The organism is Rathayibacter sp. AY1A2, assembly GCF_002930935.1.
Classification (GTDB): Bacteria; Actinomycetota; Actinomycetes; order Actinomycetales; family Microbacteriaceae; genus Rathayibacter.
Map to the genome: position 1 here is coordinate 83,970 of NZ_PSTP01000011.1, position 19,904 is coordinate 103,873.

The window sequence follows — 19,904 nt, forward strand, 5'->3', positions numbered from 1 at the left end:
AGAAAGAGCGGGCAGTGCACGACCCTCGCCCGCAGTCCTCCCTCCGCCCCGAGCACCCCGTGCCGCGGAGCCTCTCGCAGCTCGTGGCCGAGTTCTCCCTCGGCCCGGTCCGCGGCCTCGAGGGCGTCGAGGTGAGCGGAGTCACGCTGGACTCGAACCAGGTCGAGTCCGGAGACCTCTACGTCGGTGTCGCAGGACGCCGTGCCCATGGCGCGGCCTTCGCGTCGGCCGCCGCGGCGTCCGGAGCCGTCGCCGTGCTGACCGACCCGGCCGGAGCGGAGCTCGCCGCCGACAGCGGCCTGCCCGTGCTGGTGACCCCCGACCCGCGGGCCGCCCTCGGCGACGTCGCCGCGTGGATCCACCGCACCCGCGAGGACGTCCCGACGCTCTTCGGCGTGACGGGGACCAACGGCAAGACGAGCGTCGTCTACATCCTCGACGCGCTGCTGCGCCGGCTCGGAGTCGTCTCCGGCCTCAGCTCCACCGCCGAGCGCCGGATCGGCGACGTCGCCGTGGTCAGCTCGCTGACCACTCCCGAGGCGAGCGAGCTGCACGGCCTGCTCGCGCGGATGCGCGAGTCCGCCGTCCGCGCGGTCTCCATCGAGGTCTCGGCGCAGGCGCTCACGCGGCACCGGATCGACGGCCTCGTCTTCGACGTCGTCGGCTTCACGAACCTCAGCCACGACCACCTCGACGACTACTCCGATCTGCGCGAGTACTTCGAGGCCAAGGCCGACCTCTTCGAGCCGGAGCGCGCACGCCGCGGCGTCGTCACGGTCGACAGCGCCTGGGGGCGCGAGCTCGCCGAGCGCAGCCGCATCCCCGTCGCGACGCTCGCCGGCTCGCCGGTCGTCGGAGTCGCCCCGACGACGCCCGCCGACTGGTCGATGACGGTGCTGGACGCGACGCCCGACAGCACCACCTTCCGCCTGGAGGGGCCCGAGAACCGCTCCGTCGTCGTCACCGTCTCGCTGATCGGCTGGTACATGGCGTCCAACGCCGCGCTGGCGATCGTGATGCTGGTGGAGTCGGGCTTCGACCTGGACGCCGTCGCGCACGCGCTCGAGGACAGCCGTCTCGACGTCTACATCCCGGGCCGCGCCGAGCTCGTCTCGGGGGAGCGCGGACCGCGCGTCTACGTCGACTACGGCCACACCCCCGACGCGTTCCAGAACGCGCTCGAGGCGCTGCGGTCCATCACGCCCGGCCGCCTGTTCATGGTGTTCGGGGCGGACGGGGACCGCGACACGACCAAGCGGAGCGACATGGGCGCCATCGCCGCCCGCCTCGCCGACGTCGTGGTCGTCACCGACTTCCACCCGCGCTGGGAGGATCCGGCCGCCATCCGCGCCGCGCTCCTCCAGGGCGCCCGGGCCGCCGTGCCCGACCGGGAGATCCACGAGATCGCCGACCCGCGCGCCGCCGTGCGCGCCGCCGTCGCCCTCGCGCGCGAAGGGGACTCGATCCTCTACGCCGGGCCCGGCCACGAGGACCACCAGGAGATCGCAGGAGTGCACATGCCGTATTCGGCCAGAGACGACGTCCGTCACGCGCTGCGCGAGGCGGGCTGGCTGTAGATGATCGCCCTCACCCTCACCGAGATCGCCGAGGCCGTCTCCGGACGCCTCCACCTGGCCGGCTCGTCCGCAACGGCCGCCACCGTGATCGATGGAGCGACCGAGACCGACTCCCGCGAGATCGCGCCCGGCGGCATCTTCGTCGCCAAGCGCGGCGAGCACACCGACGGCCACCTCTTCGCTCCCGCCGCTCTCGAGCGCGGTGCCGCGCTCCTCATCGTGGAGCGCCCCCTCGACCTCGACGTGCCGCAGGTCCTCGTCGACGACTCCGTCGAGGCGCTCGGCGCGCTGGCGACCGAGGTCGTCCGGCGCGTCCGCGCGAAGGGCGGGCTCACCGTCATCGGCGTCACCGGCTCGAACGGCAAGACGACGACCAAGAACCTCCTCCGCACCGTCCTCGAGCGGGTCGGCGAGACGGTCGCTCCGCGCGGATCCTTCAACAACGAGGTCGGCGCGCCGATCACGATGCTCCAGGTGTCCGAGTCGACGCGCTTCCTCGTCGCCGAGATGGGCGCGAGCGCGGTCGGCGAGATCCGCCGCCTCGTCCGGATGGCCAGGCCCGACGTCGGCGTCGTCCTCGCCGTGGGCCTCGCGCACGCCGGCGAGTTCGGCGGAATCGAGCGCACGCTCGAGGCCAAGACAGAGATGGTCGCCGACCTCACCGCCGACGACGTCGCCGTGCTGAACGCCGACGACGGCCGGGTCGCCTCGATGGCGGGCCGCACCGCCGCCCGGGTCCTCTGGTTCGGCCGCGGCGAGAGCGCGGACGTGCGCGCCGTCGACATCGACGCGACCGCCGACGGCACCCGCTTCGCCATCGAGGTCTCGGCCGGGGAGGGCCGCGAGGCCGCCCGCGCCGAGCTCCTGCTGCGCGTCCTCGGCGAGCACCACGTGATGAACGCCCTCGCGGCGACCGCCGCCGCGCTCTCGGTCGGAGTGGCGCTGCCCGCGATCGTCGAGGCGCTCGCGACCGTCACCCTCGCCGAGCGCGGCCGCATGGAGGTCCTGGGCGGCGAGGACGTCCGCGTCATCAACGACGCGTACAACGCGAGTCCCGACTCCACCGCGGCCGCCCTGCGCACCCTCGCCCAGATCGCGAAGCCCGGGGGGCGCACCGTCGCCGTCCTGGGAGAGATGAGCGAGCTCGGCGAGTGGGCCGACGAGGAGCACGAGCGCGTGGGCCTGCTGGCCGTCCGCCTCAACATCTCCCAGATCGTGGTGGTGGGCCGAGGCGCCCGCCGGATCCACGTCGCGGCCGAGCGCGAGGGGTCGTGGAGCGGCGAGTCCGTCTTCGCGGAGACCTCCGACGAGGCGTTCGACCTCCTCGAGGACTACCTGCGACCCGGCGACACCGTGCTGGTCAAGTCGTCCAACTCCGCGGGGCTGCGCTTCCTCGCCGACCGTCTCGGGGAGCGTCACCGATGAGGGCACTCCTCCTGTCCGGCGCGTTCTCGGGAGCCTTCACGCTCCTGATGACGCCCCTGTTCATCCGCCTCTTCCACCGCCTGCAGTGGGGCCAGTTCATCCGCGAGGACGGACCGAAGTCGCACCACGTCAAGCACGGCACGGCGACGATGGGCGGCATCGTCATCATCATCGGCACCGTGGTCGGCTACTTCCTCGGGATGCTGTTCGGCAACCGGGCGATCGCGCCGTCGGCCCTGCTGGTGCTCTTCATGATGGTCGGGCTCGGACTCGTCGGCTTCGTCGACGACTTCCTGAAGACCCGCAACCAGCGCAGCCTCGGCCTCGGCGGCTGGGCGAAGATCGCCGGCCAGGTCATCGTCGCCGCGGCCTTCGCGGTGATCGCGATCATGGTCCGCGACTCCAACGGGCTCACCCCCGCGTCCACCTCGATCTCGTTCATCCGCGACCTGCCGTTCGACTTCGCCTCCCTCGGCTGGATCGGCATCGGCCTGTTCGTGCTGTGGATCTGCATCATCGTCACCAGCACGTCGAACGGCGTGAACGTCGCCGACGGGCTCGACGGACTCGCCACCGGGTCCTCGATCCTCGCGATCGGCTCCTACGTCATCATCGGGTTCTGGCAGTCGAACCAGTGGTGCTTCGACCAGCACCTCAACCCCGAGGTCGTCGACAAGTGCTACCAGGTGAGCGACCCGTTCGACCTGGCCATCATCGCGGCGGCCGTCTCCGGTGCCCTGGTGGGCTTCCTCTGGTGGAACACCTCGCCGGCGCAGATCTTCATGGGCGACACCGGCTCGCTCGGCCTCGGCGGCGCGCTCGCGGCCCTGGCGATCCTCACTCGCACCGAGCTGCTGGTCATCCTCATCGGCGGCCTGTTCGTCATCGTGACCGGCTCGGTCATCCTCCAGCGGATCTACTTCAAGCTGACCCGGGGCAAGCGCATCTTCCTGATGAGCCCGCTCCACCACCACTTCGAGCTCAAGGGCTGGGCCGAGATCACGGTCGTGGTCCGGTTCTGGATCATCGCCGGCATCTTCGTCGCCGCCGGAGTCGGGCTCTTCTACCTGGAATGGCTGTCGCTGGCATGACCGATCCCGCCCGTCCCGACTCCCTCCGCAGCTGGCACTCGGACTGGCGCGGCCTGCGCGTCGCCGTGCTGGGCCTGGGCGTCACCGGGTTCTCGGTGGCCGACACCCTGACCGAGCTCGGCTCCGAGGTGCTGGTCCTCGCCGACCGCGCCGATGAGGAGCGCGAGCGCCTGCTCGAGGTGATCGGCGCCCGCTTGCACCGGGCCGACCGCCTCGACTCCGCTCCGGAGGAGCTGCACGCGTTCTCACCGGAGCTGGTCGTGGTGTCGCCCGGCTTCCGGCCGACGCACCCGATCCTCGTGTGGGCGGCGGAGTCCGGGATCCCCGTGTGGGGCGACGTCGAGCTCGCCTGGCGTGTCCGCGACAAGGTCGTGCGCGCCGACGGCACTCCGGCCGACTGGGTGGCCGTCACCGGCACCAACGGGAAGACCACGACCGTCCAGCTCACGGCGACGATGCTCGTGGCCGGCGGCCTCCGCGCCGCCCCCTGCGGCAACATCGGCGTGCCCGTGCTCGACGCGGTCCGCGACCCGCAGGGCTTCGACGTCCTCGTCGTGGAGCTCTCGAGCTACCAGCTGCACTACCTGGGCGCGATCGAGCCGATCGCGAGCGCGTGCCTCAACATCGCCGACGACCACCTCGACTGGCACGGCTCGTTCGACGCCTACCGCGCGGCCAAGGGCAAGGTCTACGCCGGCACCCGCGTCGCCTGCGTGTACAACCGCGCCGACGCGGCGACCGAGCAGATGGTCCTCGACGCCGAGGTGGTGGAGGGCGCCCGGGCGATCGGATTCGGCCTCGGCGTGCCCGGCCCGAGCGACTTCGGGATCGTCGACGGCATCCTCTGCGACCGCGCCTTCCTCGAGGACCGCCGCACCAGTGCCCTCGAGATCACCACCGTGGACGAGCTCGCCGCACGGAACCTCGCCGCTCCGCACATCGTCCAGAACGTGCTCGCCGCGGCAGCGCTCTCCCGAGCGTGCGGGATCGAGGTCGCGGCCGTCCGCACCGCGCTGGCGTCCTTCGAGCTCGACGCCCACCGCATCCAGGTCGTCGCCGAGCGCGACGGGGTGACCTGGGTGAACGACTCCAAGGCCACGAACCCGCACGCCGCCGACGCCTCGCTGCGGGCGTACCCGTCGGTCGTCTGGGTCGTCGGCGGGCTGCTCAAGGGCGTCGACGTGGACGCCCTCGTGGCCGCGCACGTCGGCCGCCTGCGGGGCGCCGTGGTGATCGGCGTCGACCGCTCGGCGCTGCTCGCGGCATTCCGGCGACACGCGCCCGCCCTCCCCGTGAGCGAGGCGGTGCCGGACGACACTGGTGCGGTGATGCAGGCGGCCGTCGAGGCCGCCGCGACGCTCGCCCGCTCGGGGGACGTCGTCCTGCTCGCACCCGCCGCGGCCTCGATGGACCAGTTCCTCGACTACGCGGCTCGGGGCCGCTCCTTCGCGGCCGCCGTGGCGACACACCTGGGAGGGGGAGCCGATGACCGCTCCGACGACGAGCCGCCCCGCGGGCCGCTCGCGCACTGAGCCGCGCGGGAAGGACCGGACCGGGGCCCGCTCCGCGCGGATCGTCCTGTCGAAAGTCTTCGCCTCCCACTCGCCGAACTTCTACCTCCTCTTCGGCACCACGCTCTTCCTTGTGCTGTTCGGACTGACGATGGTGCTCTCCTCCTCGTCGGTCACCTCCTACGTGTCGAGCGACGACTCCTTCGGCGGCTTCCTGCGCCAGGGCGGATTCGCCCTCCTCGGGATCCCGATGATGCTGGTGGTCTCGCGGCTGCCCCTCGGCGTGTGGAAGCGCGTGACGCCGATCCTGCTCATCGCCGGCTGCGTCCTCCAGTGCCTCGTGCTCTTCACGCCGCTCGGCGACTCCGTCGGCGGGAACCGCAACTGGATCCGACTCGGCGCCTTCAGCATGCAGCCCTCCGAGATCATCAAGCTCGCGCTCGCCCTCTGGCTGGGGCTCCTGCTCGCCCGCCGCTACCGGTCGCCGAAGGACTGGAAGGACGCGCTCATCCCCGTCCTGATCGTCGGCGGCGCAGCGATCGGACTGGTCCTCATCGGAGGCGACCTGGGCACGGTCGTGATCATGGCGGGCATCGTCCTCGCCGCGCTCTTCTACGCGAACGTCCAGATGAAGGTCCTCGTGCCGATCGTGGTGGTCGGTGCGATCGGAGCGGTGCTGTTCGCCGTCTCCAGCGACAACCGCCTCACCCGGATCATGTCCTTCCTCGGCGACTGCTCCAACGTCGAGGAGTACCAGAACTCGTGCTGGCAGCCGGTGCACGGCACCTGGGCGATGGCCTCCGGCGGGATCTTCGGCGTGGGCCTCGGCAACTCGAAGGCCAAGTGGTCCTGGCTGCCCGCCGCGGACAACGACTACATCTTCGCCATCATCGGCGAGGAGCTCGGGCTGATCGGAGCGATCGTCGTCCTGGCGCTGTTCGTGGTCCTCGCGGTCGCCTTCTTCCGCGTCATCCACGCGTCCTCCGATCCGTTCGTGCGGATCAGCACCGGCGCGATCATGGTCTGGCTGATCGGCCAGGCGTTCGTCAACATCGGCGTCGTCCTGGGGGTGCTCCCGGTGCTGGGGGTCCCGCTGCCGCTGATCTCCTCCGGAGGCACCGCCCTGCTCAGCTCGCTCCTCGCCATCGGCGTCGTCCTCTCCTTCGCCCGCACTCAGACCGCGCCCCTGCCCGGCGCGGGCGTGCTGCGCCGCAGGAAGGCGGCGGCGGAGTGACCCGCTACCTCCTCGCCGGCGGCGGCACCGCCGGCCACGTCAATCCGCTGCTCGCGACGGCCGACGAGATCCGCAGGCGGAACCCGGACGACGAGGTGCTCGTGCTCGGCACCGCCGAGGGGCTCGAGGCCCGCCTCGTCCCCCTCCGCGGCTACGAGCTCTCGGTGATCCCGCGGCTGCCGTTCCCGCGCCGCCCGAACGCGGCGGCGCTGCGGTTCCCCGGAGCCTTCCGTGCGACCATCGCCGGCATCGTCCGGACGATCCGCGACCGGCGGATCGACGCGGTGGTCGGCTTCGGCGGGTACGCGGCAGCACCCGCCTACCTGGCGGCGCGCCGCGCCGGCGTCCCCTTCACCGTCCACGAGGCCAACGCGCGCCCCGGGCTCGCCAACCGTCTCGGCGCGCGCGCGACCCGCTCGGTCGGCGTGGCCTTCGAGGGCACGCCCCTGCCGCACGCGCGGGTCGTCGGCATGCCGCTGCGCCGCGAGATCGCCGAGCTCGACCGGGCCGCGCGCCGCGACGAGGCGATGGCGGCGCTGGGCCTCGACCCGTCCCGGCAGACCCTCCTGGTCACCGGCGGCTCCCTCGGCGCTCGACGGATCAACGCGACGGTGCACGCCACCGCCCGGGATCTCGTCGCCACCGGCTTCCAGGTCCTCCACATCACGGGCGACCGCGCCGAGATCACGGACCCGGGGGTGGCCGGCTACCACCTCCTCGCCTACTGCGACCGGATGGACCTCGCGCTGTCCGCCGCGGACGTGGCCGTCTCCCGCGCGGGGGCAGCGACGGTCAGCGAGCTGACAGCCCTCGGTCTGCCTGCGGTCTACGTCCCGTACCCGGTCGGCAACGGCGAGCAGCGCTACAACGCGCGCGGCGTCGTCGACGCCGGGGGAGCGGTCCTCGTCGAGGACGCCGCCTTCCTCCCCGGCTGGGTCCAGCGGGAGCTCGTACCGCTCCTGGGCGACACCGCCCGTCGCGACGAGATGGCGCGCCGGGCCGCCCGCGTGGGAGTCCGCGACGGCTCCGGGCGGCTCGTCGACCTGATCGAGTCGACCCTCTCCGAGCCGCGCTGAGCCCGCTCCGCGCGGCTCGGGAGAGCACTCCCGCCCACCGTCTACACTGATCCGGCGCACCGCGGGAGGCCCCTCCCGCCCGCCGCGACCCACCCGAAAGCGAGAGCCCCGTGATCAAGCCCGACCTCGGCATCACCGTCCCCGACGAGCTCGGCTCGGTCCACTTCATCGGCATCGGCGGCTCCGGGATGAGCGGGATCGCCCGGCTGTTCCACCACGCCGGGCACCGGGTCACCGGGTCCGACGTCCGCGAGTCCCACCCCATCGAGCAGCTGCGGGAGCTCGGCGTCCCGGTCGCCATCGGCCACGACGCGGCGAACCTCGGGGACGCCGAGGCGGTCGTCGTCACCTCCGCCCTGTGGCCCGACAATCCCGAGTACCTGCTCGCGAAGGAGCGCGGCCTGCCCGTGCTGCACCGCTCGCAGGCCCTCGCCTGGCTGGTGCGCGGCAGGCGCCTGGTCGCGGTGGCCGGAGCGCACGGCAAGACCACGTCGACCGGCATGATCGTCACCGGCCTGCTCGGCGTCGACGCCGACCCCAGCTTCGTCAACGGCGGCATCATCGAGAGCCTCGGCACCTCCTCCGCCGCCGGCTCCGGCGAGGTCTTCGTCGTCGAGGCCGACGAGTCGGACGGCAGCTTCCTCCTCTACGACACCGCGGTCGCCCTCATCACGAACGTCGACCCGGACCACCTCGACCACTACGGATCGCTGGAGGCGTTCGAGGAGGCCTTCGTCACCTTCGCCTCCTCCGCGAGCGAGCTCGTCGTCATCTCCTCCGACGACCCCGGCGCCGTCCGCGTCACCGAGTGGCTGGTCGGCGGACGGGTGCTGACCTTCGGCGAGGCCGAGGGGGCGGACGTCCGCGTCGTCGACCTCGACCTCGTCGGCCCCGTCGGCTTCTCGGTCGAGTACGAGGGCAGGCGCTACTCGGCCCGCCTCCGCATCCCCGGCCGTCACAACGCGATCAACGCGGCCGGCGCGTTCGCAGTGCTGGTGGGCCTGGGCTTCGATCCGGCCGCCTCGCTCGAGGCCGTGTCGGCGTTCGGAGGCACGGAGCGCCGTTTCGAGCTGCACGGAGCGGTCCGCGGAGTCAGCGTCTACGACGACTACGCCCACCACCCCACCGAGGTGGCCGCCGCCCTTTCCGCCGCGCGCACCGTGGTCGGCGAGGGCCGCATCATCGCCGTGCACCAGCCGCACCTCTACAGCCGCACCCGCCTCTTCGCCCGCGAGTTCGCCGAGACGCTCGAGCGCTACGCCGACGAGACGATCGTCCTCGACGTCTACGGGGCGCGCGAGGATCCGGAGCCCGGAGTGACCGGAGCGCTGGTCAGCGAGAAGTTCGCCGACCCGTCGCACGTCTCGTTCGTCCCGGACTGGGCGGAGGCGGCCCGCCTCACGGCCGGCATCGCGCGCGAGGGCGACTTCGTCATCACCCTCGGCTGCGGCGACGTCTACCGGATCATCCCGCAGGTGCTCGAGTCGCTCGGCGCGAGCGAGGCCGCGCCGGTCGCACGATGACCGCGGTCCTCGCGCCCGAAGCGGGGGAGCGGCCGTGAAGCGGCCCGACGGCGGACGCCCTCCGGCGCCCGGTCGGAGCGTCCCCACGCGCGGCGGCGAGCCGGAGCCGGACACCGAGCCGATCCGGATCGTCTCCGCGATCCGCGTGGACCCGGAGCCGGCCGAGCGCACTCCGTCGCGCGCGGGCGCGGTCCGCCGCACCCTCTCGGGCCTGCGCCTGCCCGGAGCCGAGAACCGGGCCGTCTCCCGGGCCGCCCGCGAGCGGAGGCGCTACGAGCGGGGGGAGGTCCGCCGCTTCACGAAGCGCGCGCGTCGGCGCCGCCTGATCGCCCTGGTCGTGGCCGGGTCGCTCGTCGCCCTCGCCCTCATCGTCGGAGTCGCGGCCTTCTCGCCGCTCATGGCCGTGCGCACGATCGAGATCTCGGGCACCCAGCGCGTCGACGCCGCCGCCCTGCAGAGCGAGCTCGACGACCAGCTCGGCGTCCCGCTCACCCTGGTGGACCGGGACGAGGTCGGCCGCGTGCTGGGCGCGTCCCCGCTCATCCAGAGCTACTCGGTGCAGACCCGGCCGCCGAGCACCCTCGTGGTGTCGATCGTCGAGCGCACGCCCCTCGGCGTGATCGCGGCGGGGGGCCGCTTCGAGCTCGTGGACGCGGCCGGAGTCGTCATCGAGACGGCGGACTCGGCGCAGCCCGGCTACCCGGTCCTCACCACCGCGTCCGGCGACGCCTCGGGAGCCGGCTTCCGCGCGACCGCGCGGGTGCTGCGCTCCCTGCCCGCGTCGCTCGCTCCGCAGGTGACGGCCGCCACGGCCACGACCGGCGACGACGTCTCGCTCACCCTGCAGAACGGCACGGAAGTCGTCTGGGGCGGGTCGGACGAGTCGGCGCTCAAGGCCGTCGTGCTCGAGAAGCTGATGGCCGCGACCGACCCCGCCGTCGTCGGCACCTACGACGTGTCCTCGCCCCAGGCCGCCGTCGTGGCGCCCCGGCCTTGACCGGCGGCGGATCCGCGCGTTCTTTCGAGCGTTGCGGGCGTGTCTGCTGGGAGCGCGACCGGACTCCGCCTACCGTCGGAGCCGAACCCCAAATGCATACTCAGCATAACTTTAAGCCTCAACTACAGGTTTAAGGTTCAGCCCGGAGGCCGGAGACGTGACTTCAAACCAGAACTACCTCGCCGTGATCAAGGTCGTCGGCATCGGCGGAGGCGGCGTCAACGCCGTCAACCGCATGATCGAGCTCGGCCTGCGCGGTGTCGAATTCATCGCGATCAACACGGACGCCCAGGCGCTCCTGCTCAGCGACGCCGATGTCAAGCTCGACGTGGGCCGCGAGCTGACCCGCGGACTCGGCGCCGGCGCCGACCCCGAGGTCGGCCGCCGCGCCGCCGAGGACCACGCCGAGGAGATCGAGGAGGTCCTCGCGGGGGCCGACATGGTCTTCGTCACCGCGGGCGAGGGCGGCGGCACCGGCACCGGCGGCGCGCCCGTCGTGGCGCGGATCGCCAAGTCGATCGGCGCCCTCACCATCGGCGTCGTGACCAAGCCCTTCGGGTTCGAGGGACGCCGTCGGCAGACGCAGGCCGAGGCCGGCGTCGCGACGCTGAAGAACGAGGTCGACACGCTCATCGTCGTTCCGAACGACCGCCTGCTCGAGATCAGCGACCGCGGCATCTCGATGCTCGAGGCCTTCGCGACCGCCGACCAGGTGCTCCTCGCCGGCGTCCAGGGCATCACCGACCTGATCACCACGCCCGGCCTGATCAACCTCGACTTCGCCGACGTGAAGTCGGTCATGCAGGGCGCGGGCTCGGCGCTGATGGGCATCGGCTCGTCGCGCGGCGCCGATCGCGCGATCAAGGCGGCCGAGCTGGCCGTCGCCTCACCGCTGCTCGAGGCCAGCATCGACGGCGCGCACGGCGTGCTCCTCTCGATCCAGGGCGGCTCGAACCTCGGCATCTTCGAGATCAACGACGCGGCGCGCCTCGTCCAGGAGGCGGTGCACGCCGAGGCGAACATCATCTTCGGTGCCGTGATCGACGACACGCTCGGCGACGAGGTGCGCGTCACCGTCATCGCCGCGGGCTTCGACGGCGGAGAGCCGGGCGGGACCGCTCAGGCCGCGATCGCCCAGCCGCGCCAGCAGCAGAGCTCGGCGAGCGAGTCGGCCGTTGAGCCCGTCCCGGCTCCCGCCGCGGCGCCTGCGGCCGGCTCGATCTGGTCGAGCACCCCCGTCGCCGCCCCGGCCCCTGTCGCCGACCCGTCCTTCGACGACGACGACAGCGACCTGGACATCCCCGACTTCCTCAAGTAGTCGTGCCGGATCCGGAGCTGGCCGCGCGCTGGGCCGAGGTCTCCGAGCGGGTCGCCGACGCGACCCGCTCGGCCGGTCGCGAGGCGTCCTCGGTCACGACCATCGTGGTGACCAAGTTCCACCCCGTGTCGCTGCTCCGCGACCTCCTCGAGCTGGGCGTCGTCGACTTCGGCGAGAACCGGCACCAGGAGGCGCAGGAGAAGTCGGCCGAGCTGGCGGGGACCGCTGCGCGCTGGCACTTCATCGGGCAGCTCCAGAGCAAGAAGGCGCGCCAGGTGCGCCGCTACGCCGACGCGGTCCACTCCGTCGACCGGCTCGCGCTCGTCCCGCTGCTGGAGGCGGGGGAGGAGCCGCTCGACGTGTTCCTGCAGGTCAACCTCACCGAGGATCCCGACCGCGGGGGAGCGTCGCCCGCCGACGTCGAGCCCCTCGCCGAGGCTCTCGCCGGGGCGCCCGGCCTCACGCTGCGCGGCGTGATGGCGGTCGCTCCGCTGGACGAGGAGCCCCGTCCGGCTTTCGCCCGGCTCCGGTCGATCTCCGACCGCGTGCGCGCCGTCGAGCCCTCCGCCACGGCGATCTCGGCGGGCATGTCGAACGACTTCGCCGAGGCGATCGCGGAGGGTGCGACACACCTGCGAATCGGATCGGCAATCACCGGAGAACGCCCCGCCCGCACCTAACCTCGTGGTGACCCACCTGTGGGAGCACACACGACACGGAGGACACCCCATGGCCAACCCGCTGAAGAAGACGATGGTCTACCTCGGACTCGCCGACGAAGAGGTCGAGTACGAGCGCGCAGAGCCCGTCGAGGCGGCCCCGGCGACGGTCCACCGCGCACCGGTCTCCCCGGTGCAGCCCGTCCCTCCCGTCGAGCCGGTGCAGCAGCCCCGCGCGACGGTCACCCCGCTCCGCAAGCCCACCCCCCAGACCCCGAAGGCGACGGCACCCGCCGAGATGAACGAGATCCTCACCGTCCACCCGAAGCAGTACCGCGACGCGCAGGTCATCGCGGAGAACTTCCGCGACGGCATCCCCGTGATCATCAACCTCTCGCAGATGAGCGATGCGGACGCCCGCCGCCTCATCGACTTCGCGAGCGGACTCTCGCAGGGCCTCTACGGCCGCATCGAGCGCGTGACGAGCAAGGTCTTCCTGCTCTCGCCGTCGCACATCACCGTCGCCGGCGACTCCGCCTCCGCCGAGAGCGACGCCGACGCGTCGTTCTTCGCGAAGTCCTGATCCCGGGGAGCCCTGGCCCCCGGTGACCTCCGTCGTCTCGCTCCTCGGGAGCGTCCTGTACTTCGTGCTGCTGCTCTACTTCTTCGCGATGTGGGCGCGGTTCGTGCTCGACCTCGTCCGCGTGATCCGACGCGACTGGCGCCCCCGCGGTGCCGGCCTCGTCGCCGCGGAGGGCGTCTACACCGTCACGGACCCGCCGATCGGCTTCTTCCGACGCCTGATCAAGCCGGTCTCGATCGGTCCGATCGCGCTCGATTTCGGCTGGAGCCTCACCATGCTCTGCGTCATCGTGGGCATGTACATCGCCACGTGGCTCCAGCGCGCCTGACCGTCCCTGTATCGTTGGCACGTCCGGACGTTCCCCGCGGTGTCAGCACTGCGCCGTGCGCCTGAAGTTGCTAGCTTTAGTCGCGCGTTGTTAAACGTGTACCTACTTGAAATCGAAGGTGGAAAGCCATGGCGCTCACTCCCGAAGACGTTGTCAACAAGCGGTTCCAGCCGACCAAGTTCCGTGAGGGATACGACCAGGACGAGGTCGACGACTTCCTCGACGAGGTCGTCGTGGAGCTCCGCCGCCTGAACCAGGAGAACGAGGAGCTTCGTCAGCGCCTCTCCTCCGGCGACAGCCGCCCGTCGGACGCCCGAGTCCCCGACGCCCCGCGCGAGAGCACTCCTGCTCCCGCCCCGGTGGTCGACGAGGCACCCGAGCCGGAGCCGCAGCCCGAGCCCGAGCCCGAGCCCACCCCGGCTCCCGCACCGGTCGTCGCTCCCGTCAGCTCCTCGCAGTCGGCTCCGGTCGACGAGGCCGAGAGCTCCAGCGGACTCCTGCAGCTCGCCCGCCGCCTCCACGAGGAGCACGTGCGCGAGGGTGCCGAGAAGCGCGACGCTCTCGTCGCCGAGGGCCGTGCCACGGCCGCCCGCATCGTCGCCGAGGCCGAGGCCAAGCAGCGCCAGCAGGTCGCGAAGCTCGAGGAGGAGCGCGCGACGGTCGAGCACCGCATCGACGAGCTCCGCACCTTCGAGCGCGAGTACCGCCAGAAGCTGAAGAGCTACATCGAGGGCCAGCTCCGCGACCTCGACACCCAGCCGGCGTCGACGGAGTCCTCGCTGTCGGGCTTTGGGGCGTAGTCCCGCCGCAGCGGACGTCAGGCCGAGGGTGCTCGTCACCCTCGGCCTCGTCGCGCTCGCGGTCTTCGCGATCGATCAGACCGCGAAGCTCCTGGTCACGACGAACCTGACCCTGGGCGAGGACGTCCATGTCCTCGGCGACGTCCTGATCCTGCACTACGTGAAGAACCCGGGTGCCGCCTTCTCCCTCGCGAGCGGGTCGACCTGGATCTTCTCGATCATCGCGGCGTGCGTCGTCGTCGCCGTGATCTGGTTCTCGCGCCGGATCCGCTCCACCGCGTGGGGCGTCTTCTTCGGCCTGCTGCTCGGCGGCACCCTCGGCAACCTCTTCGACCGGCTGTTCCGAGAGCCCTCCTTCGGGCTCGGACACGTCGTCGACTTCCTCTTCACGCCGTGGCTGCTCCCGGCGATCTACAACGTCGCCGACATCGCGATCTGCACGGCGATGGCGCTGTTCGTCCTCCTGAGCGTGCGGGGCGTAGGCCTCGACGGCACCCGTGAGCGCGCGGGCCGCGACGAGCAGGACCAGGTCGTGTCCGAGAACGGCGCTCCCGCCGCCCCCGGAGCGGGCGCCCCCGCAGCGGCCTCCTCCGTCGAGGAGGCGGCCCGCGACGCCGACCGCCCCGGCGGACGCTGATGGCGCAGTCCCGAGAGCTGCCGGTCCCGGACGGGCTCGACGGCCTCCGCGTGGACGCGGCCGTCGCGAAGCTGCTCGGCTTCTCGCGCACCTTCGCGGCCGAGGTCGCCGAGGCGGGCGGAGTGAGCGCCGACGGACGGGTCCTCGACAAGAGCGACCGCGTGCACGCAGGCACCTGGCTGAGCGTCGAGTGGAGCCCGCGCGAGGAGCCGCGGATCGTGCCGATGGCGGTCCCCGGCCTCGGCATCGTGCACGACGACGACGACATCGTGGTGATCGACAAGCCCGTCGGAGTGGCCGCGCACCCCGCCGTGGGCTGGGAGGGACCGACGGTGCTCGGCGCCCTCGCCGCCGCGGGCTTCACCGTGTCGACCTCCGGTGCGGCCGAGCGCGCGGGCATCGTGCACCGGCTCGACGCCGGCACGAGCGGCCTCATGGTCGTCGCGAAGTCCGAGCGCGCCTACACGCACCTCAAGCGCGCGTTCCACGACCGCACGGTCGAGAAGGTCTACCACGCGGTCGTGCAGGGCCACCCCGACCCGCTCGCCGGGACGATCGACGCCCCGCTCGGCCGCCACCCGTCCTCGGACTGGAAGTTCGCGGTCCGCGCCGACGGCAAGCCCTCGGTGACCCACTACGAGACGATCGAGGCCTTCCCGTTCGCCTCCCTCCTCGAGATCCACCTCGAGACCGGCCGCACCCACCAGATCCGCGTGCACATGGCCGCCCAGCGCCACCCGTGTGTCGGCGACGCCATGTACGGCGCCGATCCGACCCTCTCGAAGCGGCTCGGCCTCACCCGCCAGTGGCTCGACGCGGTCCGGCTCGGCTTCACCCACCCGGGCTCGGGGGAGTGGGTGCAGTTCGAGGCGTCCTACCCCGACGACCTGGTGCACGCCCTCGAGGTGCTGCGCGGGGAGTGATCCGCGCTCTCCCGGCCGGACCCGCGTCCAGCGCGGTTAGACTTCTTCCCGCCGTGTCCACGGGCCCTCCCGGGTCGCCGGCCATCCCTCCCCTGCCCGCAGTCCGCCGGAGGCGCATCCTTGCCGAGTAACGATTCCTTCGTCCACCTCCACGTGCACAGCGAGTACTCGATGCTCGACGGTGCAGCGCGAGTGAAGCCGCTGATCGACGCGGCGGTCGAGGAGGGCATGCCGGCCATCGCCGTGACCGACCACGGGAACGTGTTCGGCGCCTTCGACTTCTGGCGCACCGCGACGGCGGCGGGGATCAAGCCGATCATCGGCACCGAGGCCTACCTCACCCCGGGGACGCACCGCTCCGACAAGACCCGCATCCGCTGGGGCGACGGCGGAGGGGACGACGTGTCCGGCTCCGGCGCGTACACCCACATGACGCTGCTCAGCTCGACCACGACGGGCATGCACAACCTCTTCCGCCTCTCCTCGCGCGCGTCGATCGAGGGCTACTACTTCAAGCCGCGCATGGACCGCGAGATCCTCTCGCAGTACTCCGAGGGCCTGATCGGCACCACGGGCTGCCCGAGCGGCGAGGTCCAGACGCGCCTGCGCCTCGGCCAGTACAAGGAGGCCCGCCAGGCGGCCGCCGACTATCGCGACATCTTCGGCAAGGAGAACTTCTTCGCCGAGATCATGGATCACGGCCTCGACATCGAGCGGCGGGTGATCGGCGACGTCATCCGGCTCGCGAAGGACCTCGACCTCCCGCTGGTCGCCACCAACGACCTGCACTACACGCACGCGCACGACGCGACCTCGCACGCGGCGCTGCTCTGCGTGCAGTCCGGGACCACCCTCGACGACCCCAAGCGCTTCAAGTTCGACGCGGACGAGTTCTACCTCAAGTCGCCGCGCGAGATGCGCCAGGTCTTCCGCGACCACCCCGAGGCCTGCGACAACACGCTCCTCATCGCGGAGCGCTGCGACGTCCAGTTCGACACCTCGGCGAACTACATGCCCCGCTTCCCGGTGCCGGAGGGCGAGACGGAGGACACCTGGTTCGTGAAGGAGGTCGAGGCCGGACTGCGCGAGCGCTACCCGGACGGCATCTCCCAGGAGGTGCGCGACCGGGCGGACTACGAGACCCGCGTCATCCTGCAGATGGGCTTCCCCGGCTACTTCCTCGTCGTCGCCGACTTCATCAACTGGTCCAAGCGCAACGGGATCCGCGTCGGTCCCGGCCGCGGCTCCGGTGCCGGCTCGATGGCGGCCTACGCCATGAAGATCACCGACCTCGATCCGCTGCGCCACGGCCTGATCTTCGAGCGCTTCCTCAACCCCGACCGCGTCTCCATGCCCGACTTCGACGTCGACTTCGACGACCGTCGCCGCGGCGAGGTCATCCGCTACGTCACCGAGAAGTACGGCGACGAGCGCGTCGCGCAGATCGTCACCTACGGCACCATCAAGGCGAAGCAGGCTCTCAAGGACGCCTCGCGCGTCCTCGGCTTCCCGTTCGGGATGGGCGAGAAGCTGACGAAGGCCATGCCGCCCGCGATCATGGGCAAGGACATCCCGCTCAGCGGCATCAACGACCCCGCCCACGCGCGCTACAAGGAAGCGCTCGACGTGCGCAACGTCATCGCCGAGGACCCGCAGGCCAAGCTGGTCTTCGACACCGCGCTCGGACTCGAGAACCTCAAGCGCCAGTGGGGCGTGCACGCGGCCGGCGTCATCATGTCCAGCGATCCGCTGCTGGACATCATCCCGATCATGAAGCGGGAGCAGGACGGCCAGATCGTCACGCAGTTCGACTACCCCGCGTGCGAGTCGCTCGGGCTGATCAAGATGGACTTCCTGGGGCTGCGGAACCTCACGATCATCGACGACGCCCTCGACAACATCCGCGCCAACCGCGGACAGGACCTCGTGCTCGAGGACCTCGAGCTCGACGACCAGGCCGCCTACGACCTCCTCGCCCGCGGCGACACGCTCGGCGTGTTCCAGCTCGACGGCGGCCCGATGCGCGGCCTTCTCCGACTGATGAAGCCCGACAACTTCGAGGACATCTCCGCGGTCCTCGCGCTCTACCGGCCGGGCCCGATGGGCGCCGACTCCCACACCAACTACGCGCTGCGGAAGAACGGCGTGCAGGAGATCACCCCGATCCACCCGGAGCTCGAGGAGCCGCTCTCGGAGGTGCTCGGAGGGACCTACGGCCTGATCGTGTACCAGGAGCAGGTCATGTCGATCGCGCAGAAGCTCGCGGGCTTCACGCTCGCACAGGCCGACCTGCTGCGGCGCGCGATGGGCAAGAAGAAGAAATCCGAGCTGGACAAGCAGTTCGAGGGCTTCTCGGGCGGCATGATCGCCAACGGCTACTCGATGGAGGCCGTCAAGACCCTCTGGGACATCCTGCTGCCCTTCTCCGACTACGCCTTCAACAAGGCGCACTCGGCGGCGTACGGCGTCGTCTCCTACTGGACGGCGTACCTCAAGGCGCACTACCCCGCGGAGTACATGGCCGCGCTGCTCACCAGCGTCGGCGACTCCAAGGACAAGATGGCCGCCTACCTCAACGAGTGCCGGCGGATGGGGATCAAGGTGCTCCCGCCGGACGTCAACGAGTCGATCGGCTTCTTCACCGCAGTCGGCACCGACATCCGCTTCGGCCTCGGCGCCGTCCGCAACGTCGGCATGAACGTCGTCGAGGGCATCCGGGCCGCCCGCGAGGAGAAGGGGCGCTTCGAGACGTTCCACGACTTCCTCCGCAAAGTGCCGCTGCAGGTGACCAACAAGCGCACCATCGAGTCGCTGATCAAGGCCGGCGCCTTCGACTCGCTCGGCTCGACCCGCCGCGCCCTGGTCGAGGTGCACGAGGACGCCGTCGAGGCGGCGGTGGGGGAGAAGCGCAACGAGGCGAACGGCCAGGTCGGCTTCGACTTCGACAGCCTCTGGGACGAGCCGCAGGCCGCGATCCAGGTGCCCGAGCGGCCCGAATGGGCCAAGCGCGACAAGCTCGCCTTCGAGCGCGACATGCTCGGGCTCTACGTGTCCGACCATCCGCTCGCCGGACTCGAGACCGAGCTCGCCAAGCACTACAGCACCACGATCGCCGACCTGCTGATCTCGGAGACGATCGCCGACGGCGAGACCGTGGTCGTCGCGGGCCTCGTCACGAGCGTCCAGCACCGCATGGCCAAGGCCTCCGGCAACCAGTACGGGATGATCCAGGTCGAGGACTTCGGCGGCGAGATCACCTGCATGTTCATGGGGAAGGCGTACCAGGAGTTCGCCCCGGCGCTCACGAACGACTCCATCGTCGTCGTCAGAGGCCGCGTCAGCATGCGCGACGACGGGATGAACCTGCACGCGTTCAGCCTGTTCGCCCCCGAGATGAGCCAGGACGGCGACTCGGGACCGCTCACCGTCTCGATGCCCGAGTCGCGCGCGACCACCGACACGGTCTCGCAGCTCAGCGACGTGCTCATCCGCCACTCCGGCCAGACCGAGGTGCGGCTGAAGCTCATCAAGGGCGACACGGCCCGCGTGTTCGAGGTGCCGTTCCCCGTGCGCATCACCCCGGACCTCTTCGGCGAGCTGAAGAGCCTGCTGGGGCCGAACTGTCTGTATTGAATTCCGAGCCGGTCCCCGACCGGCTCGGCGCGGTCGGCTGGGGAGGGTGGCCGGGTTCGTGAGCGCGTCATGCGTCCGGCTACGACGATCCGCTGGCACGCGGATCGCCGGTTCGCCGTGCCTGTGGCGAGCCGGTCCCTGCCCGGCTCGGCGCGGTCGGCTGGGGAGGGTGGCCGGGTCGGTGAGAGCGTCGTGCGTACGGCTACGACGATCCGCTGACACGCTGATCGCCGGTTCGCGGTGTCTGTGGCGAGCCGGTCCCTGCCCGGCTCGGCGCGGTCGGCTGGGGAGGGTGGCCGGGTTCTCAAGAGCGTCCTGCGTACGGCTACGGCGATCCGCTCGCACGCGGATCGCCGGTTCGCGGTGTCTGTGGCGAGCCGGTCCCTGCCCGGCTCGGCGCGGTCGGCTGGGGAGGGTGGCCGGGTCGGTGAGAGCGTCGTGCGTACGGCTACGACGATCCGCTGACACGCTGATCGCCGGTTCGCGGTGTCTGTGGCGAGCCGGTCCCTGCCCGGCTCGGCGCGGTCGGCTGGGGAGGGTGGCCGGGTCGGTGAGAGCGTCGTGCGTACGGCTACGACGATCCGCTGAC

At 71.5% G+C, this 19,904-nt stretch carries 16 protein-coding genes; all 16 read left to right on the forward strand.

The genetic code is table 11. The features are described from left to right. The first annotated feature begins 14 nt into the window (after window positions 1-14). The 16 genes from C5B93_RS10870 to dnaE all read left to right on the forward strand — a co-directional run bounded on the left by C5B93_RS10870 (window position 15) and on the right by dnaE (window position 19,315). The gene (locus C5B93_RS10870) at window positions 15-1,577 is read left to right on the forward strand and encodes a Mur ligase family protein (protein WP_104222589.1); all 1,563 of its coding nucleotides are present in this window, start codon (window positions 15-17) and stop codon (window positions 1,575-1,577) included. Beyond that, window positions 1,578-3,002 (forward strand): UDP-N-acetylmuramoyl-tripeptide--D-alanyl-D-alanine ligase, encoded by a 1,425-nt coding sequence (gene murF, locus C5B93_RS10875; RefSeq protein WP_104222590.1) that lies wholly within the window; start codon window positions 1,578-1,580, stop codon window positions 3,000-3,002. Beyond that, a complete protein-coding gene (gene mraY, locus C5B93_RS10880; RefSeq protein WP_104222591.1) occupies window positions 2,999-4,093 on the forward strand; it encodes a phospho-N-acetylmuramoyl-pentapeptide-transferase in 1,095 nt (364 codons plus the stop codon). Before murF ends, mraY begins: the two co-directional genes overlap by 4 nt. Further along, window positions 4,090-5,625, forward strand: coding sequence for a UDP-N-acetylmuramoyl-L-alanine--D-glutamate ligase (murD, locus tag C5B93_RS10885; RefSeq protein ID WP_104292469.1), 1,536 nt, complete (start codon window positions 4,090-4,092; stop codon window positions 5,623-5,625). The genes mraY and murD overlap by 4 nt, the downstream gene beginning before the upstream one ends. Further along, window positions 5,579-6,838: a putative lipid II flippase FtsW gene (gene ftsW / locus C5B93_RS10890; protein WP_104292470.1), complete on the forward strand. Its 1,260-nt coding sequence runs from the start codon at window positions 5,579-5,581 to the stop codon at window positions 6,836-6,838. Before murD ends, ftsW begins: the two co-directional genes overlap by 47 nt. Next, window positions 6,835-7,914, forward strand: a complete 1,080-nt coding sequence (murG, locus tag C5B93_RS10895) for an undecaprenyldiphospho-muramoylpentapeptide beta-N-acetylglucosaminyltransferase (protein WP_104292471.1) — start codon at window positions 6,835-6,837, stop codon at window positions 7,912-7,914. The genes ftsW and murG overlap by 4 nt, the downstream gene beginning before the upstream one ends. A 110-nt stretch (window positions 7,915-8,024) precedes the next feature. Next, window positions 8,025-9,437 (forward strand): UDP-N-acetylmuramate--L-alanine ligase, encoded by a 1,413-nt coding sequence (gene murC / locus C5B93_RS10900; RefSeq protein ID WP_104292472.1) that lies wholly within the window; start codon window positions 8,025-8,027, stop codon window positions 9,435-9,437. Between the two features lie 34 nt (window positions 9,438-9,471). Continuing rightward, window positions 9,472-10,434: a cell division protein FtsQ/DivIB gene (locus C5B93_RS10905; protein WP_104292473.1), complete on the forward strand. Its 963-nt coding sequence runs from the start codon at window positions 9,472-9,474 to the stop codon at window positions 10,432-10,434. Between the two features lie 157 nt (window positions 10,435-10,591). Continuing rightward, window positions 10,592-11,752 carry a cell division protein FtsZ gene (ftsZ, locus tag C5B93_RS10910; protein WP_104292474.1) on the forward strand — a complete coding sequence of 387 codons (1,161 nt, stop codon included), beginning with the start codon at window positions 10,592-10,594 and terminating at the stop codon, window positions 11,750-11,752. A 2-nt stretch (window positions 11,753-11,754) separates the two neighbouring features. Continuing rightward, a complete protein-coding gene (locus tag C5B93_RS10915; RefSeq protein ID WP_104222598.1) occupies window positions 11,755-12,432 on the forward strand; it encodes a YggS family pyridoxal phosphate-dependent enzyme in 678 nt (225 codons plus the stop codon). Window positions 12,433-12,481: 49 nt separating this feature from the next. Beyond that, window positions 12,482-12,994 (forward strand): cell division protein SepF, encoded by a 513-nt coding sequence (locus tag C5B93_RS10920; RefSeq protein WP_104292475.1) that lies wholly within the window; start codon window positions 12,482-12,484, stop codon window positions 12,992-12,994. Window positions 12,995-13,016: 22 nt separating this feature from the next. Then, window positions 13,017-13,322, forward strand: coding sequence for a YggT family protein (locus C5B93_RS10925; RefSeq protein ID WP_258059242.1), 306 nt, complete (start codon window positions 13,017-13,019; stop codon window positions 13,320-13,322). 128 nt (window positions 13,323-13,450) lie between these two features. Beyond that, window positions 13,451-14,122, forward strand: coding sequence for a DivIVA domain-containing protein (locus tag C5B93_RS10930; RefSeq protein ID WP_104292476.1), 672 nt, complete (start codon window positions 13,451-13,453; stop codon window positions 14,120-14,122). A 28-nt stretch (window positions 14,123-14,150) separates the two neighbouring features. Then, a complete protein-coding gene (gene lspA / locus C5B93_RS10935; RefSeq protein WP_104267390.1) occupies window positions 14,151-14,759 on the forward strand; it encodes a signal peptidase II in 609 nt (202 codons plus the stop codon). Then, window positions 14,759-15,682: an RluA family pseudouridine synthase gene (locus tag C5B93_RS10940; protein WP_104233341.1), complete on the forward strand. Its 924-nt coding sequence runs from the start codon at window positions 14,759-14,761 to the stop codon at window positions 15,680-15,682. Before lspA ends, C5B93_RS10940 begins: the two co-directional genes overlap by 1 nt. Window positions 15,683-15,853: 171 nt before the next feature. Continuing rightward, window positions 15,854-19,315, forward strand: a complete 3,462-nt coding sequence (gene dnaE, locus C5B93_RS10945; protein WP_244229655.1) for a DNA polymerase III subunit alpha — start codon at window positions 15,854-15,856, stop codon at window positions 19,313-19,315. The last annotated feature ends 589 nt before the right edge of the window (window positions 19,316-19,904 follow it).